The 24,726-nt window shown below is 40.8% G+C and carries 22 protein-coding genes; all 22 read left to right on the forward strand.

Annotation, left to right across the window (positions count from 1 at the left end):
- The first annotated feature begins 778 nt into the window (after positions 1–778).
- On the forward strand, positions 779–1,546 hold the full coding sequence (locus ACRWQN_RS04795) for an EAL domain-containing protein (RefSeq protein WP_434939951.1): 768 nt from the start codon (positions 779–781) through the stop codon (positions 1,544–1,546).
- Positions 1,547–1,926: 380 nt separating this feature from the next.
- On the forward strand, positions 1,927–2,382 hold the full coding sequence (locus ACRWQN_RS04800) for a hypothetical protein (RefSeq protein WP_434928252.1): 456 nt from the start codon (positions 1,927–1,929) through the stop codon (positions 2,380–2,382).
- A 164-nt stretch (positions 2,383–2,546) separates the two neighbouring features.
- Complete coding sequence (gene tsaE / locus ACRWQN_RS04805) at positions 2,547–3,005, forward strand: tRNA (adenosine(37)-N6)-threonylcarbamoyltransferase complex ATPase subunit type 1 TsaE (RefSeq protein ID WP_226411225.1); 459 nt, start codon at positions 2,547–2,549, stop codon at positions 3,003–3,005.
- Between the two features lie 2 nt (positions 3,006–3,007).
- Positions 3,008–4,330 (forward strand): N-acetylmuramoyl-L-alanine amidase, encoded by a 1,323-nt coding sequence (locus tag ACRWQN_RS04810; RefSeq protein WP_434930521.1) that lies wholly within the window; start codon positions 3,008–3,010, stop codon positions 4,328–4,330.
- A gap of 2 nt (positions 4,331–4,332) precedes the next feature.
- Positions 4,333–6,291, forward strand: coding sequence for a DNA mismatch repair endonuclease MutL (gene mutL / locus ACRWQN_RS04815; RefSeq protein ID WP_434939952.1), 1,959 nt, complete (start codon positions 4,333–4,335; stop codon positions 6,289–6,291).
- On the forward strand, positions 6,288–7,214 hold the full coding sequence (gene miaA / locus ACRWQN_RS04820; protein WP_434939953.1) for a tRNA (adenosine(37)-N6)-dimethylallyltransferase MiaA: 927 nt from the start codon (positions 6,288–6,290) through the stop codon (positions 7,212–7,214). The genes mutL and miaA overlap by 4 nt, the downstream gene beginning before the upstream one ends.
- Positions 7,215–7,297: 83 nt before the next feature.
- Positions 7,298–7,555 (forward strand): RNA chaperone Hfq, encoded by a 258-nt coding sequence (hfq, locus tag ACRWQN_RS04825; RefSeq protein WP_434928256.1) that lies wholly within the window; start codon positions 7,298–7,300, stop codon positions 7,553–7,555.
- Positions 7,556–7,579: 24 nt separating this feature from the next.
- A complete protein-coding gene (gene hflX, locus ACRWQN_RS04830) occupies positions 7,580–8,887 on the forward strand; it encodes a ribosome rescue GTPase HflX (protein WP_434928257.1) in 1,308 nt (435 codons plus the stop codon).
- 33 nt (positions 8,888–8,920) lie between these two features.
- Positions 8,921–10,078 (forward strand): FtsH protease activity modulator HflK, encoded by a 1,158-nt coding sequence (hflK, locus tag ACRWQN_RS04835; RefSeq protein WP_434939954.1) that lies wholly within the window; start codon positions 8,921–8,923, stop codon positions 10,076–10,078.
- 3 nt (positions 10,079–10,081) lie between these two features.
- On the forward strand, positions 10,082–10,972 hold the full coding sequence (hflC, locus tag ACRWQN_RS04840; protein ID WP_434928259.1) for a protease modulator HflC: 891 nt from the start codon (positions 10,082–10,084) through the stop codon (positions 10,970–10,972).
- A gap of 410 nt (positions 10,973–11,382) precedes the next feature.
- Positions 11,383–11,973, forward strand: coding sequence for a ubiquinol-cytochrome c reductase iron-sulfur subunit (petA, locus tag ACRWQN_RS04845; protein WP_226411210.1), 591 nt, complete (start codon positions 11,383–11,385; stop codon positions 11,971–11,973).
- Positions 11,973–13,187, forward strand: coding sequence for a cytochrome b (locus ACRWQN_RS04850; protein WP_226411209.1), 1,215 nt, complete (start codon positions 11,973–11,975; stop codon positions 13,185–13,187). The genes petA and ACRWQN_RS04850 overlap by 1 nt, the downstream gene beginning before the upstream one ends.
- Positions 13,187–13,885, forward strand: a complete 699-nt coding sequence (locus ACRWQN_RS04855; RefSeq protein ID WP_434928261.1) for a cytochrome c1 — start codon at positions 13,187–13,189, stop codon at positions 13,883–13,885. Before ACRWQN_RS04850 ends, ACRWQN_RS04855 begins: the two co-directional genes overlap by 1 nt.
- A 95-nt stretch (positions 13,886–13,980) precedes the next feature.
- Positions 13,981–14,610 carry a stringent starvation protein SspA gene (gene sspA / locus ACRWQN_RS04860; RefSeq protein ID WP_226411205.1) on the forward strand — a complete coding sequence of 210 codons (630 nt, stop codon included), beginning with the start codon at positions 13,981–13,983 and terminating at the stop codon, positions 14,608–14,610.
- On the forward strand, positions 14,610–15,062 hold the full coding sequence (locus tag ACRWQN_RS04865) for a ClpXP protease specificity-enhancing factor (RefSeq protein WP_434939955.1): 453 nt from the start codon (positions 14,610–14,612) through the stop codon (positions 15,060–15,062). Before sspA ends, ACRWQN_RS04865 begins: the two co-directional genes overlap by 1 nt.
- Before the next feature lie 77 nt (positions 15,063–15,139).
- Positions 15,140–15,709, forward strand: coding sequence for an anthranilate synthase component II (locus ACRWQN_RS04870; protein WP_434928263.1), 570 nt, complete (start codon positions 15,140–15,142; stop codon positions 15,707–15,709).
- 135 nt (positions 15,710–15,844) lie between these two features.
- Positions 15,845–18,352 carry a prolyl oligopeptidase family serine peptidase gene (locus ACRWQN_RS04875; RefSeq protein WP_434939956.1) on the forward strand — a complete coding sequence of 836 codons (2,508 nt, stop codon included), beginning with the start codon at positions 15,845–15,847 and terminating at the stop codon, positions 18,350–18,352.
- An 83-nt stretch (positions 18,353–18,435) separates the two neighbouring features.
- Complete coding sequence (locus ACRWQN_RS04880) at positions 18,436–19,578, forward strand: HDOD domain-containing protein (RefSeq protein ID WP_434928265.1); 1,143 nt, start codon at positions 18,436–18,438, stop codon at positions 19,576–19,578.
- Between the two features lie 348 nt (positions 19,579–19,926).
- Positions 19,927–21,144 (forward strand): aspartate aminotransferase family protein, encoded by a 1,218-nt coding sequence (locus ACRWQN_RS04885; RefSeq protein ID WP_434930515.1) that lies wholly within the window; start codon positions 19,927–19,929, stop codon positions 21,142–21,144.
- Between the two features lie 110 nt (positions 21,145–21,254).
- Positions 21,255–22,274, forward strand: coding sequence for an arginine N-succinyltransferase (gene astA / locus ACRWQN_RS04890; protein ID WP_434928267.1), 1,020 nt, complete (start codon positions 21,255–21,257; stop codon positions 22,272–22,274).
- Between the two features lie 9 nt (positions 22,275–22,283).
- Positions 22,284–23,744, forward strand: coding sequence for a succinylglutamate-semialdehyde dehydrogenase (gene astD / locus ACRWQN_RS04895; RefSeq protein WP_226411192.1), 1,461 nt, complete (start codon positions 22,284–22,286; stop codon positions 23,742–23,744).
- A 127-nt stretch (positions 23,745–23,871) separates the two neighbouring features.
- Positions 23,872–24,672, forward strand: coding sequence for a DUF1338 domain-containing protein (locus ACRWQN_RS04900; protein ID WP_434930513.1), 801 nt, complete (start codon positions 23,872–23,874; stop codon positions 24,670–24,672).
- The last annotated feature ends 54 nt before the right edge of the window (positions 24,673–24,726 follow it).

The following is a 24,726-nucleotide window of genomic DNA, read 5'->3' on the forward strand; positions in this document are numbered from 1 at the left end:
ACTTACCTCCTTATAAACCTTCCCCTTTTACATCATCAAAATAGCAATAAAAATTAGCTCAGTTGCGATTTTAAAAATTGCGATACCTTTTTGTTTGCCAAGGTATAGGTCATCAGTTCGAACTACTCCTTATGAAGAGAGGGTCGCTGCAAAATCACTTACCCCCTTAAAAACTTTCCCACTTTACATCATCAAAATAGCTAATAAAAATTAGCTCAGTTGCGATTTGTAAAATTGCGATACCTTTTTGTTTGCCAAGGTATAGGTCATCAGTTCGAACCATTCCTTATGAAGAGAGAGTCGCTCCAAAATCACTTACCCCCTTAAAAACTTTCCCACTTTACATCATCAAAATAGCTAATAAAAATTAGCTCAGTTGCGATTTTAAAAATTGCGATACCTTGCCAAGGTATAGGTCATCAGTTCGAACTATTCCTTATGAAGACAGGGTCGCTGCAAAATCACTTTCTCAGTTTGAATATCTAATTTGAAATGCGATATTAGCTCAGTTGACCGAGTGAAAGGGCAAGTATCTTTTCACATCACTCGGGCTAAAAAAAGTAGTCGTTTATACAAATAACTTCCAATAAATACAAGAAGGAGCCAACTCTTCTGTCCAACTCCTGTTAAAAGGCCTAGTCAAATAAATATAATAATGCTACTCATAGAGGTATAGGTGTTGTTCGATTGAATGTGTGTATTCTATTTATGCAAATATTGCGTATGTTTTCATGGCATACTAATCTTAAACTAATTAAAAAAATAAAAAGGTTGTCTAATGAATATAGAGTCGATCAACACTGAGCGATCGCTATGTACTAATTGTGCGAAGGAAAATAATTTAGACTTTGATTTTACTATGGCCTTTCAACCAATTATTGACTGTAGCACGCAAAGCATTTATGGCTATGAAGCATTAGTTAGAGGGATTAATAATGAGTCAGCATATGCCATTTTGTCTCAGGTTACTGCTGACAACCGGTATGTTTTCGATCAGCTTTGTCGTATTAAAGCGATCGCTTTAGCGCCGGAGTTAAACATAAGCTCGATGCTAAGCATCAATTTTTTACCTAATGCGATTTATAACCCAGAGCGCTGCATTCGAACGACCTTAGACGCCGCTAAAAAGTATAATTTTCCAACAGAAAACATTATGTTTGAATTCACAGAAGTTGAAAAAGTTGAAGATAGCAAACATTTAAAGGAAATTGTTGAATACTACCAAAAGCTTGGTTTTAAAACCGCCACAGACGATTTTGGCTCTGGCTACTCAGGTCTTAATTTATTGGCAGATTTTCAGACTGATATTGTAAAACTAGATATGGCATTAATTCGAAATATAGATAAAGATAAAGTGCGTCAGTCAATTGTGACAAATACTTTAAATTTACTTACTGAACTAAACATTACGCCTTTAGCTGAAGGTATTGAAACGAAGGAAGAATATCTGTTTCTTAAAGAGGCGGGTGTTAAACTAATGCAAGGCTACCTGTTTGCGCAACCTGGATTCAAGTGTTTACCTGAAGTGAACTTCGACATGCTTTGAAGGTTGAATATAGACATTTTCAACGGTTAATATAAGCGCTTTTTTTACAGCGCTGAGTTCCAAATATACTTATCCCTATTATAAATTATGCCTTATTTTTGATATCGCTAAATTTTGATATCGCCAAAAACAGTATCCACGATCGATGGGGCCCATAGATATCCCAATCACTCCATGTTGAGTAAGACATCAATACTCCTAAAATCTTCCTCAATTCCGTTAAGTGATCCAGCACGCATTTCTTCATTAATCCCTAATATAAAAACATCAAACAATCAAAAATATGACTTTGCTCAAATACTTGTTAAGTGAAATTTCTAATAATGAAGTTAATTAAGTTATCCCTGATAATCTCAGGCTGTAAAGTGAGGTAGTGATATATGCGTATTCAACAATTAAGTGAATTACTTGAGTATGTTGCCAAATGTCGATTAAACATGGGCAAGTTGTACAAACGATTACACCGTAACGCAGACTCTTCTCGCGTGAAGTTAATGTTGGAATACTTTCAGCAGCATGAGAAGCATATCCACGATACGCTAGAAAGCTATATTGAAGATGCGCCAGCTAAAATTCTTGATACCTGGTATCAAGATGTTGTTTTTGAGGATTTTATTAAGCGTTGTGATGAAGCTGTTTTACCAGCTAATATGGATGAAGAGCAAGTGTTAGAGTTACATCTTGATCTTGAAAATCGTTTAATTGAGTTTCTCGAAAAAACTGCAGAATTAACCTCTTGTAATGATGCGAAAAGTGCACTGCTTGATGTGATCCATGTTGCGAAAACACAACAGAAGCGTTTAGTACACAGTGTACTTCGTATGGATGATATTTAGGCTTTAGCCAGCATTTAACTTTTGATTGACTCAAAAATGCCAGCAATGATATTGCTGGCATTTTTATTTGTTGAAAAAAGCCACATGCAGCTGTAGGAGATAAATATAGAACTCTGGTATATTGTGGCTTTGAACCTCTTTTATAATGCTTTTGGCTGTTTGATATGACTTCTATTGTTAAAAATCTTGAAAATGAACAAGCTACAGTGGCAATTGGACAATTTATTGCTCAAGGACTAATGCCGCCATTAACGATTTTTTTAACTGGAGACTTAGGCGCAGGTAAAACTACCTTGAGCCGCGGAATTATTCAATCTTTAGGTCATAAAGGTGCGGTTAAAAGTCCAACGTATACCTTAGTTGAGCCCTATGAGTTTGATGGCTTTGATGTATTTCATTTTGACTTATATCGTGTCGCTGACCCTGAAGAGCTCGAATTTATGGGAATTCGTGATTATTTTAATAAAACCAGTATTTGTTTGGTTGAGTGGCCTGAGCATGGGCAGGGTATGTTGCCTGATGCCGATCTTCATTTGCATTTACGCTATAAAAATAATCAACGAGAAATTGAAATTAACGCTTTGTCTGCTTCTGGGCAAACAATTTTGAAAAAATTAAAATAATAATGACTCTACATAAAGCCATTCTTCATCTTACCTGCTGGGTAATAATAAGTACCTCGTTTACAGCACACAGTGCTAACGAGCTCGATAGTGTGCGCATTTGGGCTGCACCAGAATCAACTCGTGTGGTATTTGACTTATCGCAAGCGCCTCAGTATGAATCGTTTACGCTAACCAATCCTGAACGACTCGTTGTGGATATTAAAAATGCCAGCAATAAAGTCCAATTAGACAGATTAAGCAATAATAGTAAATTAATTAAACGTATTAGGGTGAGTCAATCGCCTGGGAAAGGTATTTTACGGCTAGTTTTGGACCTCAATAAACCAATAAAATCTAACTTGTTTACGCTATCTCCAACAGCTCCATACGGTAATCGTTTGGTGGTGGATTTAGATGATTCCTTTAGCGCAGAAACAAAAGCTAAAGTCACTACCCACTCTTCGGGTACGAACCGTAATATCGTTATTGCCATTGATGCTGGGCACGGTGGCGAAGATCCAGGTTCTATTGGTCCTACAGGTATTTATGAAAAGCGCGTTGTACTCGATATTTCAAAACGCCTTGCGGATAAAATTAATGCGACTCCTGGTATGCAAGCTGTGATGACGCGTACCGGAGATTACTTCGTTGACTTAAACCGTCGCTCAGAGTTAGCCCGCCGCAGTAAAGCGGATTTATTATTATCTATTCATGCTGACGCATTTACATCGCCTCAGCCTAGAGGAGCATCGGCGTGGGTGTTATCAATGCGCCGAGCTGACAGTGAATTAGGTCGATTACTTGAGCAAACAGAAAAGCATTCAGAGTTGCTAGGTGGTGTGGGTGATATTATTCAAAATTCTGATGTTGAAAAATATTTAGTGCAAACGCTTATCGACATGCAGAAAAATAATTCGATGGTAATGGGTAATGATATTGCCAAAGATATTTTGCGTGATCTTGGTAGCGTTACTCACCTTCATAAAAAAGAGCCAGAAGCGGCGAGTTTGGCGGTATTAAAAGCGGCGGATATTCCGTCTATTTTGATTGAGACTGGGTTTATCTCCAACCCAGGTGAAGAGAAACTACTCGTTAATTATAATCACCAACAAAAGCTGGCTAATGCGATTCATAAAGGTGTCGTGCGATATTTTGAAACCAATCCACCTTCAGGCACATTACTGTCTCAGAGTGCCAATACTAAGCATAAAGTTCAATCCGGTGAGTCTTTATCGGTTATCGCGAAACGCTATGGTGTGAGTGTTAATAATCTTAAAAAGGCAAATAATTTAAGGTCAGATGTTGTGCGTATCGGCCAACACTTGGTGATCCCAAGGGCATAATGATGGCTATCCAACTCCTTCCCCCTCAACTTGCAAACCAAATCGCCGCTGGCGAAGTGGTTGAGCGCCCAGCTTCGGTAGTAAAAGAACTGGTCGAGAATAGTCTAGATGCAGGGGCGACAAGGGTTGATATCGAAATCGATAAAGGCGGCAGTAAGCTGATTCGCATCCGTGATAATGGGTGCGGTATTCCCCAGGCTGAACTTGCATTAGCCTTGTCGCGTCATGCCACTTCTAAAGTGCACACATTAGATGATTTAGAAGCCATCATGAGTTTTGGTTTTCGCGGTGAAGCACTGGCGAGTATTAGCTCAGTTGCACGCTTGACGTTAACCTCAAAAACCGCAGAACAAACTGAAGCTTGGCAGGCCTTTGCTGAAGGCTCACAAATGGATGTTAAAGTGACGCCGGCGGCGCACCCTCAAGGTTCGACGATTGATGTTGTCGACTTGTTTTTTAACACTCCAGCAAGAAGACGTTTTTTAAAAAGTGATAAAACAGAGTTTACCCATATTGATGAATGGTTAAAACGTATTGCTATCGCGAGATGTGATATTCATTTCACCTTGACCCATAATGGCAAATTAGTCCGTCAATATCGTCCTGCTAACACTGAAATTCAGCACCAACAACGCTTGGGTCAGATATGTGGCCGTCAATTTGCTGAAAACGCGCTAACTGTGTCATGTGAGCATGCAGGCCTATCATTACAAGGTTATTTACAGTCGCCGTTTGATAATGTCATCAGTGATAGTAGCTATTTTTATGTTAATGGCCGTTTAGTGCGCGATCGCCTAGTGAATCATGCAGTAAAACAAGCATTTGCAGAGCAAGGAGTTGAGCATCAACCTGGTTATGTGTTGATGTTAGATTTAGACCCACATCAAGTAGATGTCAATGTGCATCCTGCAAAACATGAAGTACGGTTTCATCAATCACGTTACGTACATGATTTTATATTACAAGCTTTGCAGTCTGCTTTAGTGCAAGCGCTCGATTTTATTTCTGTATCTGACTCAGTAAACTCGGCAACCCAGATTAATAGTGATGAGACTGTTACGGCAAATACTTATCCGCAAACGCAGTCTACTGCTGGTCACTTTTCACTTTCAGAGTCGGTAGAATCTGAATTATCTCATAATCATGCTTCAAGTGATGTCGCAGGCCGTCCTAATAGCATTAGTCAATTCGGTAGTATGCATATTCCGGGGCAAGCAAGTCGCTCATTTGGCGGATATTCATCTGACCTTAAACCTCGTTATGATGTGAATTCTAACGAGAAAGCTCCAGCATCTAAGCCCTATACACAAGTCCCTAATAAACATATCAGTCAAACAACGATTGAGAGTTATGGACAACTTCTACAAGTATCCGATGACGTTAGCCAAAATACAGATACTAGTCACTATTCTGCCGGTATGCTGCCAAATACTTCAATAGTAAAACCTATGCCGAATGTGTTAAATAACCAATTTTGGGTCATAGTGTCTGAAAGTGAATTAAAATTAATGCCAATTATTGAAGTGCAAAAAACAGTTGTTCAACAAGAAATTTTGCAAAAATTAGCGACAGGGTTAATCGGCCAGCCTCTATTAATGCCTGTATCGATAAAAGCCGATCCTGACTGGCAATTAATACTTGAACAGGGTGAACCTTTTTTGCGTCAACTCGGTATTGAGTTAACAATTCGCTACGGGCAGTTGATTATCAAAAAAGTGCCCCCATATTTGAGAGATAGCCAGTTAGCTACTGTGATACCAGAGCTATTACAATGGATGGCAGCAGTAAAGCCAAATAATGAAGCATTAGCGCTTTGGATTGCACAGCAATCAAACGATAAGTTTGTTGCCCCGCAAACGATTTGGCAAAAGTTTTGTCTACTTACAGAGGCAACTCAGCAAACAATATTAGCCAATGCCAAAGCATTACCTTGGCAAGCATGGATTAAAGAAAACGCGTGAATAAAGTCGAACGGCCAAAAATCATCTTTTTGATGGGGCCCACAGCTTCAGGAAAGACTGCATTGGCCATACAAATGGCTCAGCAGCATAACTGTGAGTTAATTTCAGTCGATTCTGCGTTGATTTACCGTCAAATGGATATTGGTACCGCAAAGCCAACAGCTGAAGAGTTGGCGCAGGCACCACATCGTTTGATTGATATTTTAGACCCTAGTGAGAGTTATTCCGCGGCTGACTTTCGTCGTGATGCACTAGAACAGATTGAGCAAATTGTTGCCCGTGGTAAAACGCCTTTGTTAGTTGGCGGTACTATGATGTATTTCAAAGCATTGTTAGAAGGTTTATCGCCTTTGCCCGCAGCAGATGAGACGATACGAGCACAAATTTTAACTGAGGCAGAAAGCCTAGGTTGGGAGACATTACATCGACAACTGTGTGAAATTGACCCAGTTGCGGGTGAGCGAATTCATCCTAATGATCCACAAAGATTGTCGCGTGCATTAGAAGTTTTTCGTATCACAGGTAAGACGATAACAGAGTTAACTCAGATTAAGTCTGCCGAACTACCGTATGATGTAATACAATTTGCGATAGCGCCTAGCGATAGAAAGGTATTACATGGGTTGATTGCAAAACGCTTTCTGCTTATGTTAGACCAAGGTTTTATCAATGAAGTGGCTCAATTAAAGGCCCGTGGCGACTTGCATTTAGATATGCCATCTATGCGCTGTGTCGGTTATAGGCAGTGTTGGGAGTACCTTGATAATGAGGTTGATCATGCGACTATGGTCGAAAAAGCTACCGCTGCCACTAGGCAATTAGCCAAACGTCAATTAACATGGTTGAGAAGTTGGCCTGATTTGCAATGGCTAGAAAGTGGCGATGAAATGAATTTAGTTACACTTATGCGACAATGCTGCTAGCTAATTAGCTGTTACTGTATAATACTCAAACTAAAGAATAAAACTTGAATTACATATTTTAAAAAGAAAAAGGAAATTACAAAATGGCTAAGGGGCAATCTTTACAAGACCCATTTTTAAACGCTCTGCGTCGTGAGCGTGTACCCGTTTCGATCTACTTAGTAAACGGTATTAAGCTTCAGGGACAGGTTGAGTCTTTCGACCAATTCGTGATCTTGTTGAAAAACACAGTGAGTCAAATGGTGTACAAACATGCCATTTCGACAGTCGTTCCAGCCCGTCCATTTAATGTGACAAGTCATCAAGGCACAAATGCTTCTGATGAGGATGATACGGAATAAATAACTTAAAAAGGATACTGCTTCTTGTTTGATCGTTATGAAGCTGGAGAAACAGCTGTACTTGTTCATATCGAATTTTCTGACGAAGAACGTCGCGAAGATTTATTGGAGTTACAACTATTAGTTGAGTCTGCAGGTGCACGCTCGGTAGGAGTAATAACAGGCAATCGTCGTTCGCCAGACCGAAAGTTTTTCATCGGTTCAGGTAAGGCAGAAGAGTTAGCAGCCATGGTAGCTGCAACAGAAGCTAATGTAGTGATTTTCAATCATGCATTGAGCCCAGCTCAAGAGCGTAACCTCGAAGTGGTTTGCCAATGTCGAGTGTTAGATCGCACTACATTAATATTAGATATTTTTGCTCAACGTGCCCGAACTCACGAAGGTAAGATGCAGGTGGAGCTAGCGCAACTGCGCCACATGTCAACGCGCCTGATCCGAGGTTGGACTCACCTTGAGCGACAAAAAGGCGGTATTGGTATGCGCGGGCCTGGGGAAACTCAGCTTGAAACCGATAGACGTTTACTGCGAGGCCGCATTAAGAATATTAATAAACGCCTAGATAAAGTAGATAAACAACGTGAGCAAAGTCGCCGAGCTCGCAAACGTAGTGATATGGCTACCGTTGCATTAGTAGGTTATACCAATGCCGGTAAGTCGACATTGTTTAATTCGTTAACATTATCTGATGTTTATGCAGCAGATCAATTGTTTGCGACACTTGATCCAACACTACGTAAATTAGATTTACCAGATGGTTCAGTGATATTAGCTGATACCGTTGGATTTATTCGTCATTTACCCCATGACCTAGTGGCGGCTTTTAAAGCCACGCTACAGGAAACACGCCAGGCAGATTTACTATTACATATAGTGGATTGTGCTGATGAAAATATGACTGAAAATTTCGATCAGGTACAAAGCGTACTTGAGGAAATTGAAGCTGATGAAATCACACAATTAGTCGTATGCAATAAGATCGATTTACTTGAAGACTTTGCTCCTCGTATAGATTATGACGATGAAGGCAAGCCTGAGCGCGTTTGGGTATCTGCACAAAAACAGATTGGATTTGATCTGCTTTTACAGGCTATTACCGAGTTGATCGGGACAGTGATTTATGAGCAGACTTTGAAAATACCAGCTTCTGCTGGACATTATCTTGGCCAGTTTTATCGACTGGATGCAATACAGCAGAAAGAGTATGACGATCTGGGGAACTGTATTTTATCTGTTCGCGTGTCGGAAGCCGATTGGCGCCGATTACTTAAACAGAGTCAGGGGGAATTAGAGACATTTATTTTTGAAGCTTCAGAAGTAGACGTTTCTTGTTAATCTCATTTATTTCATCCAATTATGGAGTGCTAAATGGCTTGGAATGAGCCCGGTAACAAGGGAAGTAAAGACCCTTGGGGAAATAAGGGTGGTAACGATAAAGGACCACCAGATCTAGACGAAGTATTTCGTAACTTATCAAAACGTTTTGGTGGCAAGGGCGGTAATAGCGCTCCAGGTCAGCCATTTAACTCATCTATATTGATTGTGTTTGCCTTGATTGCCCTGATTATTTGGGCATTGTCTGGTCTATACACAGTTAAAGAAGCTGAGCGTGGTGTATTACTCCGTTTTGGTCAACACATTGGTGAAGTGAGCTCAGGTTTACACTGGAAGGCAACCTTTATTGATGAAGTGACAACCGTTGATGTGGAAACGTTCCGTTCGGTTCCTGCATCGGGCAGTATGCTGACATCCGATGAAAACGCCGTGAAAGTTGAGCTTGTGGTTCAATATAGCGTGTCAGATGCATATGAATATTTGTTCAGTGCTGTTGATGCCAACGCCAGTTTGCGTGAAGCAACCGACAGCGCGCTGCGTTATGTCATTGGTCACAACCGAATGGATGACATTTTAACCACTGGGCGTGACGCAATTCGACGTGATACCTGGAAAGAGTTAGAGCGCATTATTGAACCTTATAAAATAGGCTTACAAATTCGTGACGTTAACTTTTTACCAGCACGTCCTCCTGAAGAAGTGAAAGATGCATTTGATGATGCCATTTCTGCGCAGGAAGATGAGCAACGCTTTATTCGTGAAGCAGAAGCTTATTCTCGTGAGATTGAGCCAAAAGCTCGTGGCCAAGTTGAACGTATGTCACAGCAAGCCAATGCTTACAAACAACGTGTTGTACTTGAAGCTGAAGGTAAAGTCGCTCGATTTGAGAAGTTATTACCTGAATATAAAGCTGCACCAAGTGTAACTCGTACGCGTTTGTATTTAGACGCAATGCAAGAAGTGATGTCTGGTACCAACAAAGTATTAATTGATGCTAAAAACAACGGTAATCTAATGTATTTACCATTAGATAAGCTGATGAACAACAATAAAGCTGACGGTAAAGCCGCTGAGCCAGAAGTTGAGCGTCATATTAATTCAGTATCAGGTAGTGCCAATATCCCGATGACAAGTGTTCCTACGGATGGACGCTTATCTCGTGAAGAACGCACTCGTCAAGGGAGGGGATAACTCATGGGTAGATTAGGTTTAATTCTTCTTGTTGTTATCTTAGGTCTTGGTTTTTCATCTGTCATGGTTGTCAATGAAGGCGAGCGTGCGATAGTTTCTCGTTTTGGTAAAGTTGTTAAAGACAATATCGATGGCGAGGACGTTACGCGTGTCTTCATTCCAGGATTACACTTTAAGTGGCCTGTTATTGATAAACCTAGATACATGGATGCCCGCATTCAAACTCTAGATGGCGCTGCAGATCGTTTTGTGACTTCTGAAAAGAAAGATCTAATGGTTGATTCATACGTTAAATGGCGTATTAGTGATTTTGAAAAGTATTATCTTTCAACAAACGCAGGTATTAAAGCCAACGCGGAAAAGCTATTACAAGCAAAAATCAGTAACGACTTACGTACTGAGTTTGGTCGCCGTACAATTAAAGAAATTGTCTCTGGAAAGCGCGATGAACTGCAAATTGATGCGTTAACTAATGCTTCTGAAAGTGCTGCAAATTTGGGTATTGAAGTGGTTGATGTACGTGTTAAGCAAATCAACTTACCTGCAAATGTGAGTAATAGTATTTACCAACGTATGCGTGCTGAGCGTCAAGCTGTGGCAAAAGAGCATCGTGCTCAAGGTAAAGAGCAAGCTGAAATCATCCGTGCAACGACCGATGCCGGTGTGACAGTTAAGGTCGCAGGCGCTGAACGTAATGCATTAACCATTCGTGGTGAAGGTGATGCGCTAGCGGCTAAGATTTACGCTGATGCTTATAACAAAGATGCTGAGTTTTACGGCTTTTTACGTAGCTTAGAAGCTTACAAAGAAAGTTTTTCCGGTAATTCAGATATTATGGTGTTAGAACCTGAAAGTGATTTTTTCAAGTACATGAAGTCGATGGACGGAAAATAAAGCTAACTTGTTAGTTTGCGAGTAAAAGCCCGATGAATATCGGGCTTTTTTGTGTCTGAAGTTCGGTAGAGTTATTGATCGTTTCATATAAAAATAATTATTTTTTTCATCTCGCTACCTTTGTCTAAATTAGTTAATCTTTGTTGATTATTTAGTTATTTAAACCAGTGTGTTAGCTTGTTTTTATGTTACTTTATTAATACGAAAACAACATCTTCAAAGCAGAAAAAATAATATTTTTAAGCCAAAGTGGCTTAATCCGCAATTTAGTTGTGTGTTTTCTCTATGATCTGCTTCTAATTTTTCGCTATAATGAGCCCTGCCTCAAACTATGATAGTTTAACACTACCTTTTTTAGAGGTTAAACTATTGAAATATAAAAATTCCAACACCCTCTGGGAGATAAGTGGATGAGCAATGCGCCAGTCGATACCGGACGTCGCAGATTCCTGACAGCCGCAACCGCCGTAGTTGGTGGTGCAGGAGCCGTTGCTGTAGCGGTTCCTTTCATCAAGTCATGGAATCCGAGTGCCAAAGCGAAAGCTGCAGGTGCGCCGGTCGAAGTAAATATTAGTAAAGTAGAGCCAGGTCAGTTAATTCGTGTCGAATGGCGCGGAAAACCGGTTTGGGTAGTTCGTCGTACAGAAGCTGTACTAAATACTCTTCAAACATTAGACAGCCAACTACGTGACCCAGCATCTGAAGAAATGCAGCAGCCAGAATATGCAACTAACCCTGCACGTTCTATCAAGCCTGAATTCTTTATTGCCGTTGGTATTTGTACCCATTTAGGATGTTCTCCAACTTATTTGCCTGATTCATTTGGTGAGCAGGTTGAGGGTGTCACATCTGGTTTCTTTTGTCCGTGTCATGGTTCTAAATTTGACATGGCTGGTCGCGTGTTTTCGGGTGTTCCTGCTCCATTGAACCTCGTAGTCCCGCCGCATAAATATATCGATGATGCCAACGTAATTATCGGTGAAGATACGGGAGCTGCGTAATGGTTAAGAACATTATTGATTGGATCGATGCGCGCATTCCAATGACGGCTACCTATAACCGTCATATAGGGCAGTATGCGACACCAAAGAACTTTAACTTTTGGTACTTTTTTGGTTCATTAGCATTATTAGTTCTAGTTAACCAGCTGCTGACGGGTATTTGGTTAACGATGAATTACGTACCAACAGCTGAAGGTGCTTTTGCTTCAGTTGAATACATCATGCGTGATGTTGAGTACGGTTGGTTGTTACGTTATATGCACTCTACGGGTGCATCGGCGTTCTTCTTTGTTATCTATATGCACATGTTCCGCGGATTAATCTACGGTTCTTATCAAAAGCCAAGAGAGCTATTGTGGCTGTTTGGTATGTTGATTTTCCTTGTGCTGATGGCTGAAGCATTCATGGGTTACTTATTACCTTGGGGACAAATGTCTTACTGGGGTGCGCAGGTAATTATTTCATTGTTTGGTGCTATTCCCTTTATTGGTGATGACCTAACACTTTGGATCCGTGGCGATTATGTTATTTCGGGTGCAACACTAAACCGTTTCTTCGCGTTACACGTTATTGCGCTTCCACTTGTATTAGTTGTATTAGTGTTCTTACACTTAATAGCCTTGCATGAGGTCGGCTCAAATAACCCTGATGGCGTTGAAATTAAAAAGAACAAAGATGAGAACGGATGGCCTATTGATGGTATTCCATTCCACCCTTACTACACTGTAAAAGATATTATGGGTGTAGCTGGTTTCTTAATCGTGTTCTGTTATGTGTTGTTCTTCATGCCTGAAGGTGGCGGATACTTCCTTGAAAAGCCAAACTTTGAAGCGGCTAATCCAATGAAAACTCCTGCTCATATAGCACCTGTTTGGTACTTCACACCATTCTATGCCATTTTACGTGCAGTTCCTGATAAGTTATTGGGTGTTGTCGCTATGGGACTGTCTATTGCAGTATTATTTATTCTGCCTTGGATTGACCGTTGTAGAGTTAAGTCTATTCGCTACCGTAGCTTGATTCACAAGATCAACATTGCACAATTTACTGTGTCGTTCATTATCTTAGGTTATTTAGGTGTGGTTCCTGCAACTCCTGAGTTAACTATTGCGGCACGTATATTCACTTTCACTTACTTTGGTTTCTTCGTAGCCCTGTGGGTCTATAGTAAGAATGAGAAAACAAAGCCAGTACCTACGAGGGTGACTCACTAATGAAAAAGTTATTAATAGCATTAGTTACATTGTTGCCATCGCTCGCAATGGCAGCAGGTGGACATGAAGTTGATTTAGAAAGTGCTAACGTTGACCTGCATGACAAAGCATCATTAGAGCGTGGTTTGGATTTATTCCAACATTATTGCTCTGGTTGTCACAGTACTCAGTACCAACGTTATGACCGTGTTGCTACCGATTTAGGTATTTCAACAGACGATATGCGTAACAAGTACATGTTCACCGATGCTAAAACGGGTGAATTAATGGAAAACGCCATTCCTACGGTTGATGCGGCTAAATGGTTTGGTGCAGCGCCACCAGACTTGACCTTAGTTGCTCGCGTACGTGGTGCCGATTGGGTTTATACTTACCTAAAAGGTTTCTACGCTGATGAAAGCCGTCCATTTGGTGTTAATAACACAGTATTTCCACTAGTCGGTATGCCGCATGTTTTACAAGAACTTCAAGGTCTTAGTGTAAAAGATGAACATGGTAATCTAGTGACTACAGGTGGTTCAATGTCTGCTGAAGAGTACGACCAAGCTGTACGTGACTTAACCGGTTTCCTAGTTTATTCGGGCGACCCTGTTAAGTTAGAGCGTGAAGCATTAGGTTGGTGGGTACTCGGATTCCTGTTTATTTTCTTCATCATTGCTTACTTGTTGAAGAAAGAATACTGGAAAGATGTGCACTAGCATCAAATAACGGGTAAAATGTATTATCCGCGTAATGTAAACGAGGGGCTTAGCCCCTCGTTTGTTTTGTTTTTTTAGATTTCTGGAGAGTATAAATGGCTGTAGCTGCCAACAAACGCTCTATCATGACACTGTTTTCAGGTGCCGATGATTTATATAGCCATCAAGTGCGTATCGTATTGGCTGAGAAAGGGGTTACCGTTGATGTTTTACAGGTAGACCCAAGTGAAATGCCAGAAGATTTACTTGAAGTAAATCCATATAACTCTGTGCCAACGTTAGTTGACCGCGAATTAGTGTTATATGAATCTCGTATCATCATGGAATATTTGGACGAGCGTTTCCCGCATCCACCACTTATGCCTGTTTACCCTGTATCACGTGGTCAAAGCCGCTTGATGATGCATCGCATCGATACCGATTGGTATGTACTTGTTGATCGTATTCGCAATGGTGATAAAGCTGATGCTGCTCGTAAAGAGTTAACTGAAAGTTTAGTTGCTTTGGCACCAGTATTTGCTGAAATGCCTTACTTCATGAATGAAGACTTTGGTTTAGCTGACTGTTATTTAGGCCCACTATTGTGGCGTTTACCAGTATTAGGTATCAATTTAGATCCTCGTACAGCTAAAGAGATTAATGCTTATATGACACGTATTTTTGAGCGTGAATCATTTAAAGCATCATTAACAGAGGCTGAGCGCGAAATGCGCATGGGTATGTAATGAAAAGCATTACTCCAAACCGTCCTTACCTGTTGCGGGCTTATTATGAGTGGTTGATGGATAACCACTTTACGCCGCATGTTGTGGTTGATGCATTTGTAAAAGATACTCAAGTACCTCAGCAATTTGTTAAAGATGGACAGATTGTATTAAATATAGCCACAGGTGCTGTAGTTAATTTACAAATGAATAATGACGCAGTTGAATTCAGTGCCCGTTTTGGCGGCGTACCTCAGCAAGTTTACTTGCCTATGGCATCTATTATTGCTATCTACGCGCGTGAAAATGGTTCTGGTACCGTATTTGATATAGAAGATGCTTATGTTACTGATGATGAAACCAAAGTGACATCACCAGGTTTAACTTCTGTTGATACTACGATAGATAAATCAGTACCAGAAAAAACTGATGAAAAACCTAAGCGTAAAAGCCACCTCACTGTTGTAAAATAACAACATAAGGTCTACTAAAAACCAGCCCTTTGGCTGGTTTTTTTAATGGTGTTATATCCACTCAGTTGGACAGTTACATGTTGCTAATGATAGATAATTACGATTCTTTTACCTTTAATTTAGTGCAATACTTTCAAGCACTAGGTGAAGATATTGTGGTTAAGCGAAATGACGAAATTACACTTGCTGATATAGAGAGTATATCACCGACGCACATTGTGATATCACCCGGCCCCTGTTCCCCTAATGAGGCTGGAGTTTCACTCGATGTTGTTCGCCATTTTGCCGGCAAGTTACCTATTCTTGGTGTATGTTTAGGCCATCAAGTTATTGCGCAGGTTTTCGGTGCTAATGTGGTACGCGCAAAACGGGTTATGCATGGAAAAACTAGTGCAATAAAGCATACGGGAAAAGGTTTATTTCAAGGGTTAAATCAGCCGTTAACCGTTGCTCGTTATCATTCATTACTTGTTGATGCATTGCCTGAAGGTTTTGTCCTTGATGCTTGGTTTGATGACCCCATTCATGGCTGTGAAATAATGGGCATGAGTCATCTTAATATGCCGCTTTACAGTGTTCAATTTCATCCTGAGGCAATATTGACCGAACAGGGTCATGAATTGTTGGCTAATTTTCTGCGCCAATGATGTAAAAGTAGCTTTATAATGTGATTTATAAAGTCATTCTGTTACAACTTTCCCCATAAATCTGCGCGAAATATCGTATACACTTGTGCTATAAAGTATCCCTAAAATAATAACATCATCATTATAGGGATAATTATGTCTGGTTTTGCGATCACTTCGCCTTTCATTCGTCGTTTTGCTTTTAGTGCGTTAACACTGGCACTTGTGAGTGGATGCAGTGCTACAGCACAAGCTCCTGCTCAAATTAATACCCTGAACAATAACGTATCTGTTCAAGTAGCCTTAGAGCAGCCTCCAAAAGCCGAACAGCCATTAACGTTAAACCAAATCATGGCTAACCCAGATTGGATGGGCATTTTTGCCCAAGATGCTTATTGGTCAGACGATAGCCAGTCCGTTTATTATAAACGCCAAGCCCACCAAGCTCCTGTAGCGGATTATTACCTACAAGGTGTAGCTCAAAAAACGGCTAGTAAACTAAATTTAGATCAACTGCATTTAGCCGATCAAAAAAACGCGGTACTTAATTTAGCTGGCACTAAAAAAGCCTACCTTTACCAGGGCAACCTTTTTGTTAAAGATTTAACTGATGGTGAAATTAAGCAAGTGACTAAACAAAATGCTGCCATCAGCGGTGTGCGTTTTCTTTCTAATGATGATTTAGCTTACTGGCAGGGAAATAATATTTTTCGTTTACATCAGTCATCAGGATTGATTGAACAGATTGCTAATATCCAAATGGCAAATGAGCCTAAACTAATCCAGGATCCAAGCTCTTATATTGCTAAGCAGCAACATCGTTTAATCGAATACGTTGCACTGCAGCATGATAACGCCAAAGCACAACAACAATACCAACAACAGTTAGCGGATGCCGATCCTAGCTTTGCTGCCAAGACCTGGTATTTAGGTGATTCTGAAGTGGTTTCTGATATCAGTTTGTCGGCTGATGGACGCTATGCCATTTTGGCCTTAACTGACAAAAATTATTCCTGGCGAGCCGAGCACGACATTATGCCCAATTATCTTGGGCAAGATGGCTATGTTGATCCTGTGCCAGCGAGGTCTAGGGTTGCCGAAGATAAATTCCCTGGTCAACGTTTAGTATTATTAGATTTAAATGAGCATGTTAAAAAAGATATTACCATCGAAGGGCTAACGGGTTTTGATGAAGATGTGCTTGCTGACGTTAAACAAGAAAATGCAGTGGCTAAGGGTGAGAAATATGAAAGCAAAAAGTCACCACGTTTAATTCAATTAATGCAAGATTGGGAGTGGAGCCAAAGCGCGATCCAATGGCACCCAACAAAAAATAAACTGCTTGTTATGATTGAAGCCGTAGACAATAAAGATCGCTGGATAGCTTCAGTTGATTTAGATAAAGGATCCTTAACAACTGAGCATCGTTTACATGACGATGCATGGGTTAACTATAATTTTAATCAATATGGTTGGTTGCCTAACTCTGATAGCTTTTACTTTTTATCAGAAGAAACGGGTTATTCACATTTATATGTAAAAACAGTGGGCCAAAAAGCACGAGCACTGACTCAAGGTAAGTTTGTGGTTGATGATGTGACATTATCGCCAGACGCTAAGCATATTGTGTATCGGGCTAATGCCGATCATCCTGGTAGTTATAACGTTTACCGTGTAGAAATTGAATCGGGAAAAATTGAACAGCTGACTAACTGGTTTGGTACTTTATCGTATGTATTAAGTCCGGATGGACAATCGTTATTACTTGATGCTTCGTCACTCATTAAACCTAACGAGTTGTACCTTCAGCCTATTGGTGGAAAACTTTCTCAATTAACCGATTACACAAGTGATGCGTTCAAAGCATATGCTTGGCAAGCCCCTAAAGTGGTCGCTGTGCCTTCTAATCATGGTGCGGGTGAAGTTTATGCCAGAGTGTATTTGCCTCAAGGGTTCGAGGCTCAGGGCGCAGACAAATACCCAGCCGTAATTTTTAATCATGGTGCGGGTTACCTGCAAAATGCCCATTATGGCTTTTCAGGATACTTCCGTGAATTTATGTTCCACAATATGTTAGCGCAACAGGGCTATGTTGTGATGGACATGGATTTTCGTGGTTCGAAAGGTTATGGCCGCGACTGGCGCACAGCTGTTTACCGTAATATGGGTACCCCTGAAGTTGAAGACTTAAAAGATGGTGTATCTTGGATGACAAATAACGCCAATGTTAATGCGGCTAAAGTCGGTACTTATGGCGGTTCATACGGTGGCTTCTTAACCTTTATGGCACTATTTAATGAACCAGAGTTATTTCAGGCAGGGGCTGCATTACGTCCTGTAACCGATTGGGCACATTATAATGCGCCGTATACCTCTAATATCCTCAATACACCGGATATCGACCCTATTGCCTATGAGCGTAGTTCGCCAATAGAACATGCTGATGGATTGCAAAAACCGTTATTGATTATGACAGGTGTATTGGATGATAACGTTTTCTTCCAAGATAGCGTGCGCTTGGTGCAACGTTTAATTGAACTTGAAAAACCGATGTTTGAAACGGCAATTTATCCTGTCGAACCCCATGGTTTTAAACAGCCATCAAGCTGGTTAGATGAATATCGTCGAATTTATAAACTATTTGAACAAGAGTTAAAGAAATAACCTTGGTTAATCAAATTAAGGCTTCCTTTAGGAAGCCTTAATTTTTATTATGTTACCTATGATTAATTACAGGATTTATTTGAGTGACAGTATCGACAGCAGGTGGCGTTCGTCCTGGTAAATTGATTGAAATTGAACGGCGTCTATATCAACACCTTATTGTTGGCAAGCATACAGCGGCCGCCATGGAGGATGATGCTAATGAAAAACTGGAACAAGATGCCAATAAATTGGAAATCGAGCGTAAAGCTATTCAGCTTAGGTTAGATAAGCAGGCAGAAGCTAAAGCTATTTATAAGGCTATTTCTGCTCAACTTGTCGATACAGTGAATAATGCCGTCGAACATAAGCTAACCAACCTTGACAGCTTGTTAGCCAGCTCAGGTATACAAGATAGTCAAATTTTATTGCTCGATTTACTGCTAGAAAAAGATCCTAATATTAATCGTATCCGGCCTATTATAGCTAGCCTTCCTTGGTTAACGAGGGATCTTGTTACCTTAATAAATAGTCCTGCATCCACACATAGACGTCCTAAAAACTCAGATGTACAGGTCACGGATATTAAATTGATATTGAATTATATCGGTTTAGAAAACTTACGTTTATTGATCCCCTATTTTTGTATCAGAAATTGGCTACCAAGTGGCCATGCCAATCTACTTTGGACAACCCGAAAGTTATGGCGATACAGCATGATTACCGCTATTGCTGCGCAAGCGTTAGCGATATTGCATAACCGTCCAACACATATCAGCTACACCTGTGCACTTTTGTATCAATTAGGCACCTCAGTTATTTTATCTAATAGCGCGCGTTTATTTGAAAAGTATTGGGGTACCTGGCTGAGAGAGGCTAGTGGTAGTCGCGATAAAGAAGTTTATGATGCTGTGATGGCGACAGAGTTTCCTGCGCAACAAGTATTTAACCAAGTTATTGATCATGGACATCACTTAAACTGGCAATTACTTGAACAGCTAGATTTTGAACAAAGCTCGATTACCAAAGTCTTAAAAGAATTAGATCAAGATTATCATTTTAATGAGTTATCGATTGATGCATCTATCGTAGCCAAAGCAAGTTGCTTTGCTAAAATAATATTATTAGAAGAACATCAATTACTCGCACCACAAGAGCGAAAAGTGATGCTTGATTATTATGAATTTAGTCAACAAGAAGTGATCCGTCTAAAAGCGCAAAACTACCGTAAGTTAGATCTAACTTAATTCGCTTCGTCTACCCAAGCGCAATGCATATAACAATGTTAATAGTGTGTAATTATGCACAATTGACCAATTGTGCCGTTAAAAACAGTCAAATAACTTTTTTTATGACTACTTATGCTGTAAAGCCCCTATTAAAGCGCTTCGTTTAGTCATTTTTATCAATCTTTATTCAGTTTTAGACGCGTCTTAACAGAAGTTAATTGTTGATAACTGGTATTTTGATCACATTTTCGTTAATAATAACTAATACTGTATACAAGCAGTCGTCGTTTCAAGACTATATAACAAAGAAAACGGCGATATATAGCGGCTTTGCGGCCGTTTACACAAAATGAAGGATGAAATGGAATGACTGTTGAAATGAATCTTAACCGCGCCCAATTTGATGAAGTCATGGTGCCTAATTATGCGCCTGCAGCGGTAATTCCCGTTAAAGGCGAAGGTAGCCGTGTTTGGGATCAAAACGGTAATGAATTTATCGATTTTGCTGGTGGTATAGCCGTTAACTGTTTAGGACATTGTCATCCTGCATTAGTGTCAGCGTTAAAAGAGCAGGGCGAGAAACTGTGGCATTTATCGAACGTGATGACGAACGAACCAGCTTTAGCATTAGCTACAAAATTAGTTAACGCTACGTTTGCTGAACGTGTTTATTTTGCAAACTCTGGTGCAGAAGCAAACGAAGCGGCTTTAAAATTAGCACGTCGTTATGCTTTAGATAACCACGGGCCACAAAAAGATCAAATTATTGCCTTTGATAAAGCTTTCCATGGTCGTACTTTTTTCACCGTCACTGTCGGTGGTCAAGCGGCTTATTCAGATGGTTTCGGTCCTAAGCCACAAAGTATCACTCATGTACCATTCAATGATATCGCAGCATTAGAAGCCGTTGTTTCTGACAATACCTGCGCCATCATGCTTGAACCTTTACAAGGCGAGGGCGGTATTATCAATGGCGATCCTGAATTCTTAAAAGCGGTTCGCGCATTAGCTGACAAGCACGATGCATTGGTCATTTTTGATGAAGTGCAAACAGGTGTAGGTCGTACTGGTGAATTATTTGCTTATATGGGTACTGATATAGTGCCTGATATTTTAACCAGTGCTAAAGCATTAGGTGGCGGGTTCCCAATCGCAGCTATGCTAACAACAGCTAAAATTGCCGCACACCTTAAAATAGGTACCCACGGTTCAACATACGGTGGTAATCCATTGGCTTGTGCTATAGGTAATGCGGTAATGGATGTCGTTAATACCAAAGAAGTCTTAGACGGTGTAAAACATCGTGAACAGTTATTCCGTGATGGTTTAGCGGTAATTAATGAAAAGTATCACGTATTTAGTGAAGTCCGTGGTAAAGGTATGTTGTTAGGTGCTGTGCTAAACGAAAAATATGAAGGTCGTAGCCGTGATTTCTTAGTCGCGTCAGTTGCAGAGGGGGTTATGACCCTTATGGCTGGTGCCAATGTGGTTCGTTTTGCTCCATCACTGGTTATCCCAGAAGCTGATATCGCTGAAGGTTTAGCGCGTTTTGAACGTGCTGTAGCCAAAGTGGTTGCAGGTTAATACAAAAGGAGTGCAGCTTGCTGCGCTCCTTTTGTTTGGGTAAGTGTTAGATAGAGGCGTTTACTTTAGTTGTTAACGCCTTATCCATCTTGCACCATGAGGAGATTTAGATGTTAATCATACGTCCGATCCGTGCCAACGATTATCAAGCGCTCTACGATATTGCTGTAGAGTCTGGACACGGATTTACTTCTTTACCAGTAAATGAAGAATTACTGCGTTCGAAGATTGCAAGGGCTGAATCATCTTTTTCCAAAGACGTTAATAAGCCTTTTGATGAAAGCTATTTAATGGTTCTTGAGGACACAAGCACACAACAAGTTGTAGGTACTTGCGGTATTGAAGCCGCAGTGGGTATGGAAGATGCATTCTATCATTACCGATTAGGTACAGAGGTCTATCATTCACAACAAATTGCTGTGCGTAACGAAGTTGAAACCCTGACGTTATGCCACGATTACACTGGTGCAGCAGAATTATGTACTTTGTTTTTAAAGGATGCATACCGCAAAGGCAATAATGGTCGCATGCTATCGCGTTCACGATTTTTACTGTTGGCGCAGCATAAACACCGCTTCGGTGAGACTGTGATTGCTGAAATGCGTGGGGTCAGCGATGACAAAGGTGACTCGCCTTTTTATCAGTGGCTACAGAAGCATTTTCTTGGCATTGATTTTGTTGAAGCTGATTACTTATCAGGTTTAGGTAAAAAAGCCTTTATGGCCGAAATGATGCCGCGCAACCCAGTTTATGTGTGCTTACTGCCTAAAAAAGCCCAGAAAGTGATTGGTGAAGTACATCACAACACCAAGCCAGCTTTGCGTTTACTGCAAGCTGAAGGCTTTAAGTTTAGAAACTATGTCGATATTTTTGATGGTGGCCCAACGGTTGAATGTGGATTAAACGATATTAAGTCGGTTAAACGCAGTCGTTTATTAACTGTTGAAATTGGCAAAGCGCATCATACCGACACCCAATTCATAATTTCAAATACTAAACTAGCAGATTATCGCGCAACCGCGGCAAAGCTAAAAGTATCTGATGAGCACGATAATGTTGTTCTATCACCAGAACTTGCCCAAGGGCTAATGGTGGAAGACGGTCAACAAATTCGCGTGCTTTCATTATAGGAATATACGATGACTCAATTTATTCAAGGTAAATGGTTAGCTGGCGAAGGCCATGATGTGCAATCAATTAACCCAGCCAACGGCGAAGTTATTTGGCACGGTAAAACAGCCACTGCAGCTCAAGTAGACAGCGCGGTTGACGCCGCACGTGCTGCACAGTTTGATTGGTTTATGCTAGGCTATCAAGGCCGTTTAGCGATTGTTGAAGCTTACCGTGATCAGTTAGAAGCCCATAAAGCTGAAATGGCTGAAACTATTGCCCAAGAAACGGGTAAACCACAGTGGGAAACCGCGACAGAAGCAGCCGCTATGATTGGCAAAATTGGTTTGTCAGCTAAAGCCCATGACAAGCGCACAGGCACTGAGACCAATGATTTACCCGCAGGTCGTGCAGTATTACGTCATAAGCCTCACGGTGTTGTTGCTGTGTTTGGCCCGTATAATTTTCCTGGGCACTTACCTAATGGTCATATCGTACCGGCCTTATTAGCGGGTAATACTGTTGTATTCAAGCCATCTGAATTAACGCCTAAAGTCGCTGAGTTAATGCTAAAGTGCTGGGAAAAAGCAGGCTTACCAAAAGGGATTATTAACCTGGTTCAAGGTGAAGTTGATACCGGTAAAGCACTTGCTTCTCACCCTCAAATTGATGGTTTATTCTTTACAGGTAGTTCACGAACTGGTCATATATTGCATCAACAATATGCCGGTCATCCAGGTAAAATATTAGCCTTAGAAATGGGCGGTAATAATCCGTTAATCATTAAAGGCGTTAGCGATACTAAAGCGGCAGTTCACGATATTATTCAGTCAGCCTATATTTCATCAGGCCAGCGTTGTACTTGTGCTCGTCGTTTATATGTTGAAACAGGTGCTCAAGGCGATGCGTTAATTGCTGCACTTATCGTTGCTGTGAAACAAATTAAAGTCGGTGCCTGGAATGCTCAGCCACAGCCATTTATGGGATCAATGATCTCTGAAACGGCAGCGCGTGGCATGGTTGCTGCGCAAGCGACATTGCAATCTTTAGGTGGCGTGTCCTTGATTGAACTGAAACAAGTTGAAGCAGGTACAGGCATTGTCTCTCCTGGTTTGATTGACGTATCGGCGATAGCCAAACTGCCAGATGATGAGTATTTTGGACCTTTACTGCAGTTAGTTCGCTACAGTGATTTTGATGAAGCAATTCGTCTTGCAAATGATACTCGTTATGGTTTGTCAGCGGGCTTATTAGCTGACAGCAGAGAAGATTACGATTACTTCTTAGCGCGTATTCGTGCAGGCATTGTTAACTGGAACAAACAAATTACTGGTGCTTCTGGTGCTGCACCGTTTGGTGGCGTAGGTGCTTCAGGTAATCACCGAGCTAGCGCATTCTATGCTGCTGATTACTGTGCTTACCCTGTGGCTTCGATGGAAGCTGATAGTGTCAGTTTTCCAGCGAGTTTAAGCCCTGGTTTATCGATTTAACTTTAGTCAGATTTTTAGACAAAGTTCCAGCGCGCTTTAAGCAAATACTTGAAGCGCAATTAGCGTGATTTAACAGATTCTTATTGCCCGACCTCAATTAAGATCTGCTTTTTAGAAGGATTTTACCATGCATACTGACGTCAATTCGTTATTTGCGGCTATCTGGCAAGACTATATAAAAATGACCCCATCAGCAGCCAAAATTCACCAATTGCTGAGTAAAGGTGCGCCGATCATTAATGATCATATCGCTCTGCGTACGTTTAACATTGATAAAGTGAATCTTAGTGTGCTGGCCAAGCATTTTACCTCTATTGGTTATGTTGATTGCGGTGACTACAAGTTTGAGCAGAAAAAGCTGATAGCGAAGCATTTTGAACATCCAGATCCAAGCCAACCTAAAGTGTTTATTTCTGAATTGTTAGTGGAAGAGTTTAGCCCTGCGCTGCAACAAACCATTAAAGGCTTTATTGAGCAGATTGATGTTGCTGCAACCGTTGCAGATAACTTCATCTATTCAGGCCGTCACTGGCAGCTTGATAAAGCCACTTATCAAGCATTACTGGCTGAAAGTGAATATGCTGCCTGGGTTGCTGCTATTGGTTATAGAGCAAACCATTTCACAGTATCAATAAATGATTTACCAGAGTTTGAGCGCATCGAAGATGTGAACCAAGCTTTGAAAGACGCAGGCTTTTTACTTAATGCTTCTGGTGGTGAAATCAAAGGCACACCTGAAGTGTTATTAGAGCAATCTTCTACCATGGCAGATAAAGTGGTTGTTAGCTTTACCGATGGTGATGCAGAAATTCCAAGTTGTTTTTATGAATTTGCCCGCCGTTATCCAATGGACAATGGTAAGCTATATACTGGATTTGTTGCGGCGTCTGCTGATAAGATTTTTGAAAGTACTAATGCGATGATGTAATCGATATTCGGTTTACTAAAAGCCTCACTTTGTGAGGCTTTTTTATGTCCAGCG

It is taken from the genome of Shewanella sp. HL-SH8 (genome assembly GCF_051165765.1).
Classification (GTDB): Bacteria; Pseudomonadota; Gammaproteobacteria; order Enterobacterales; family Shewanellaceae; genus Shewanella; species Shewanella glacialimarina.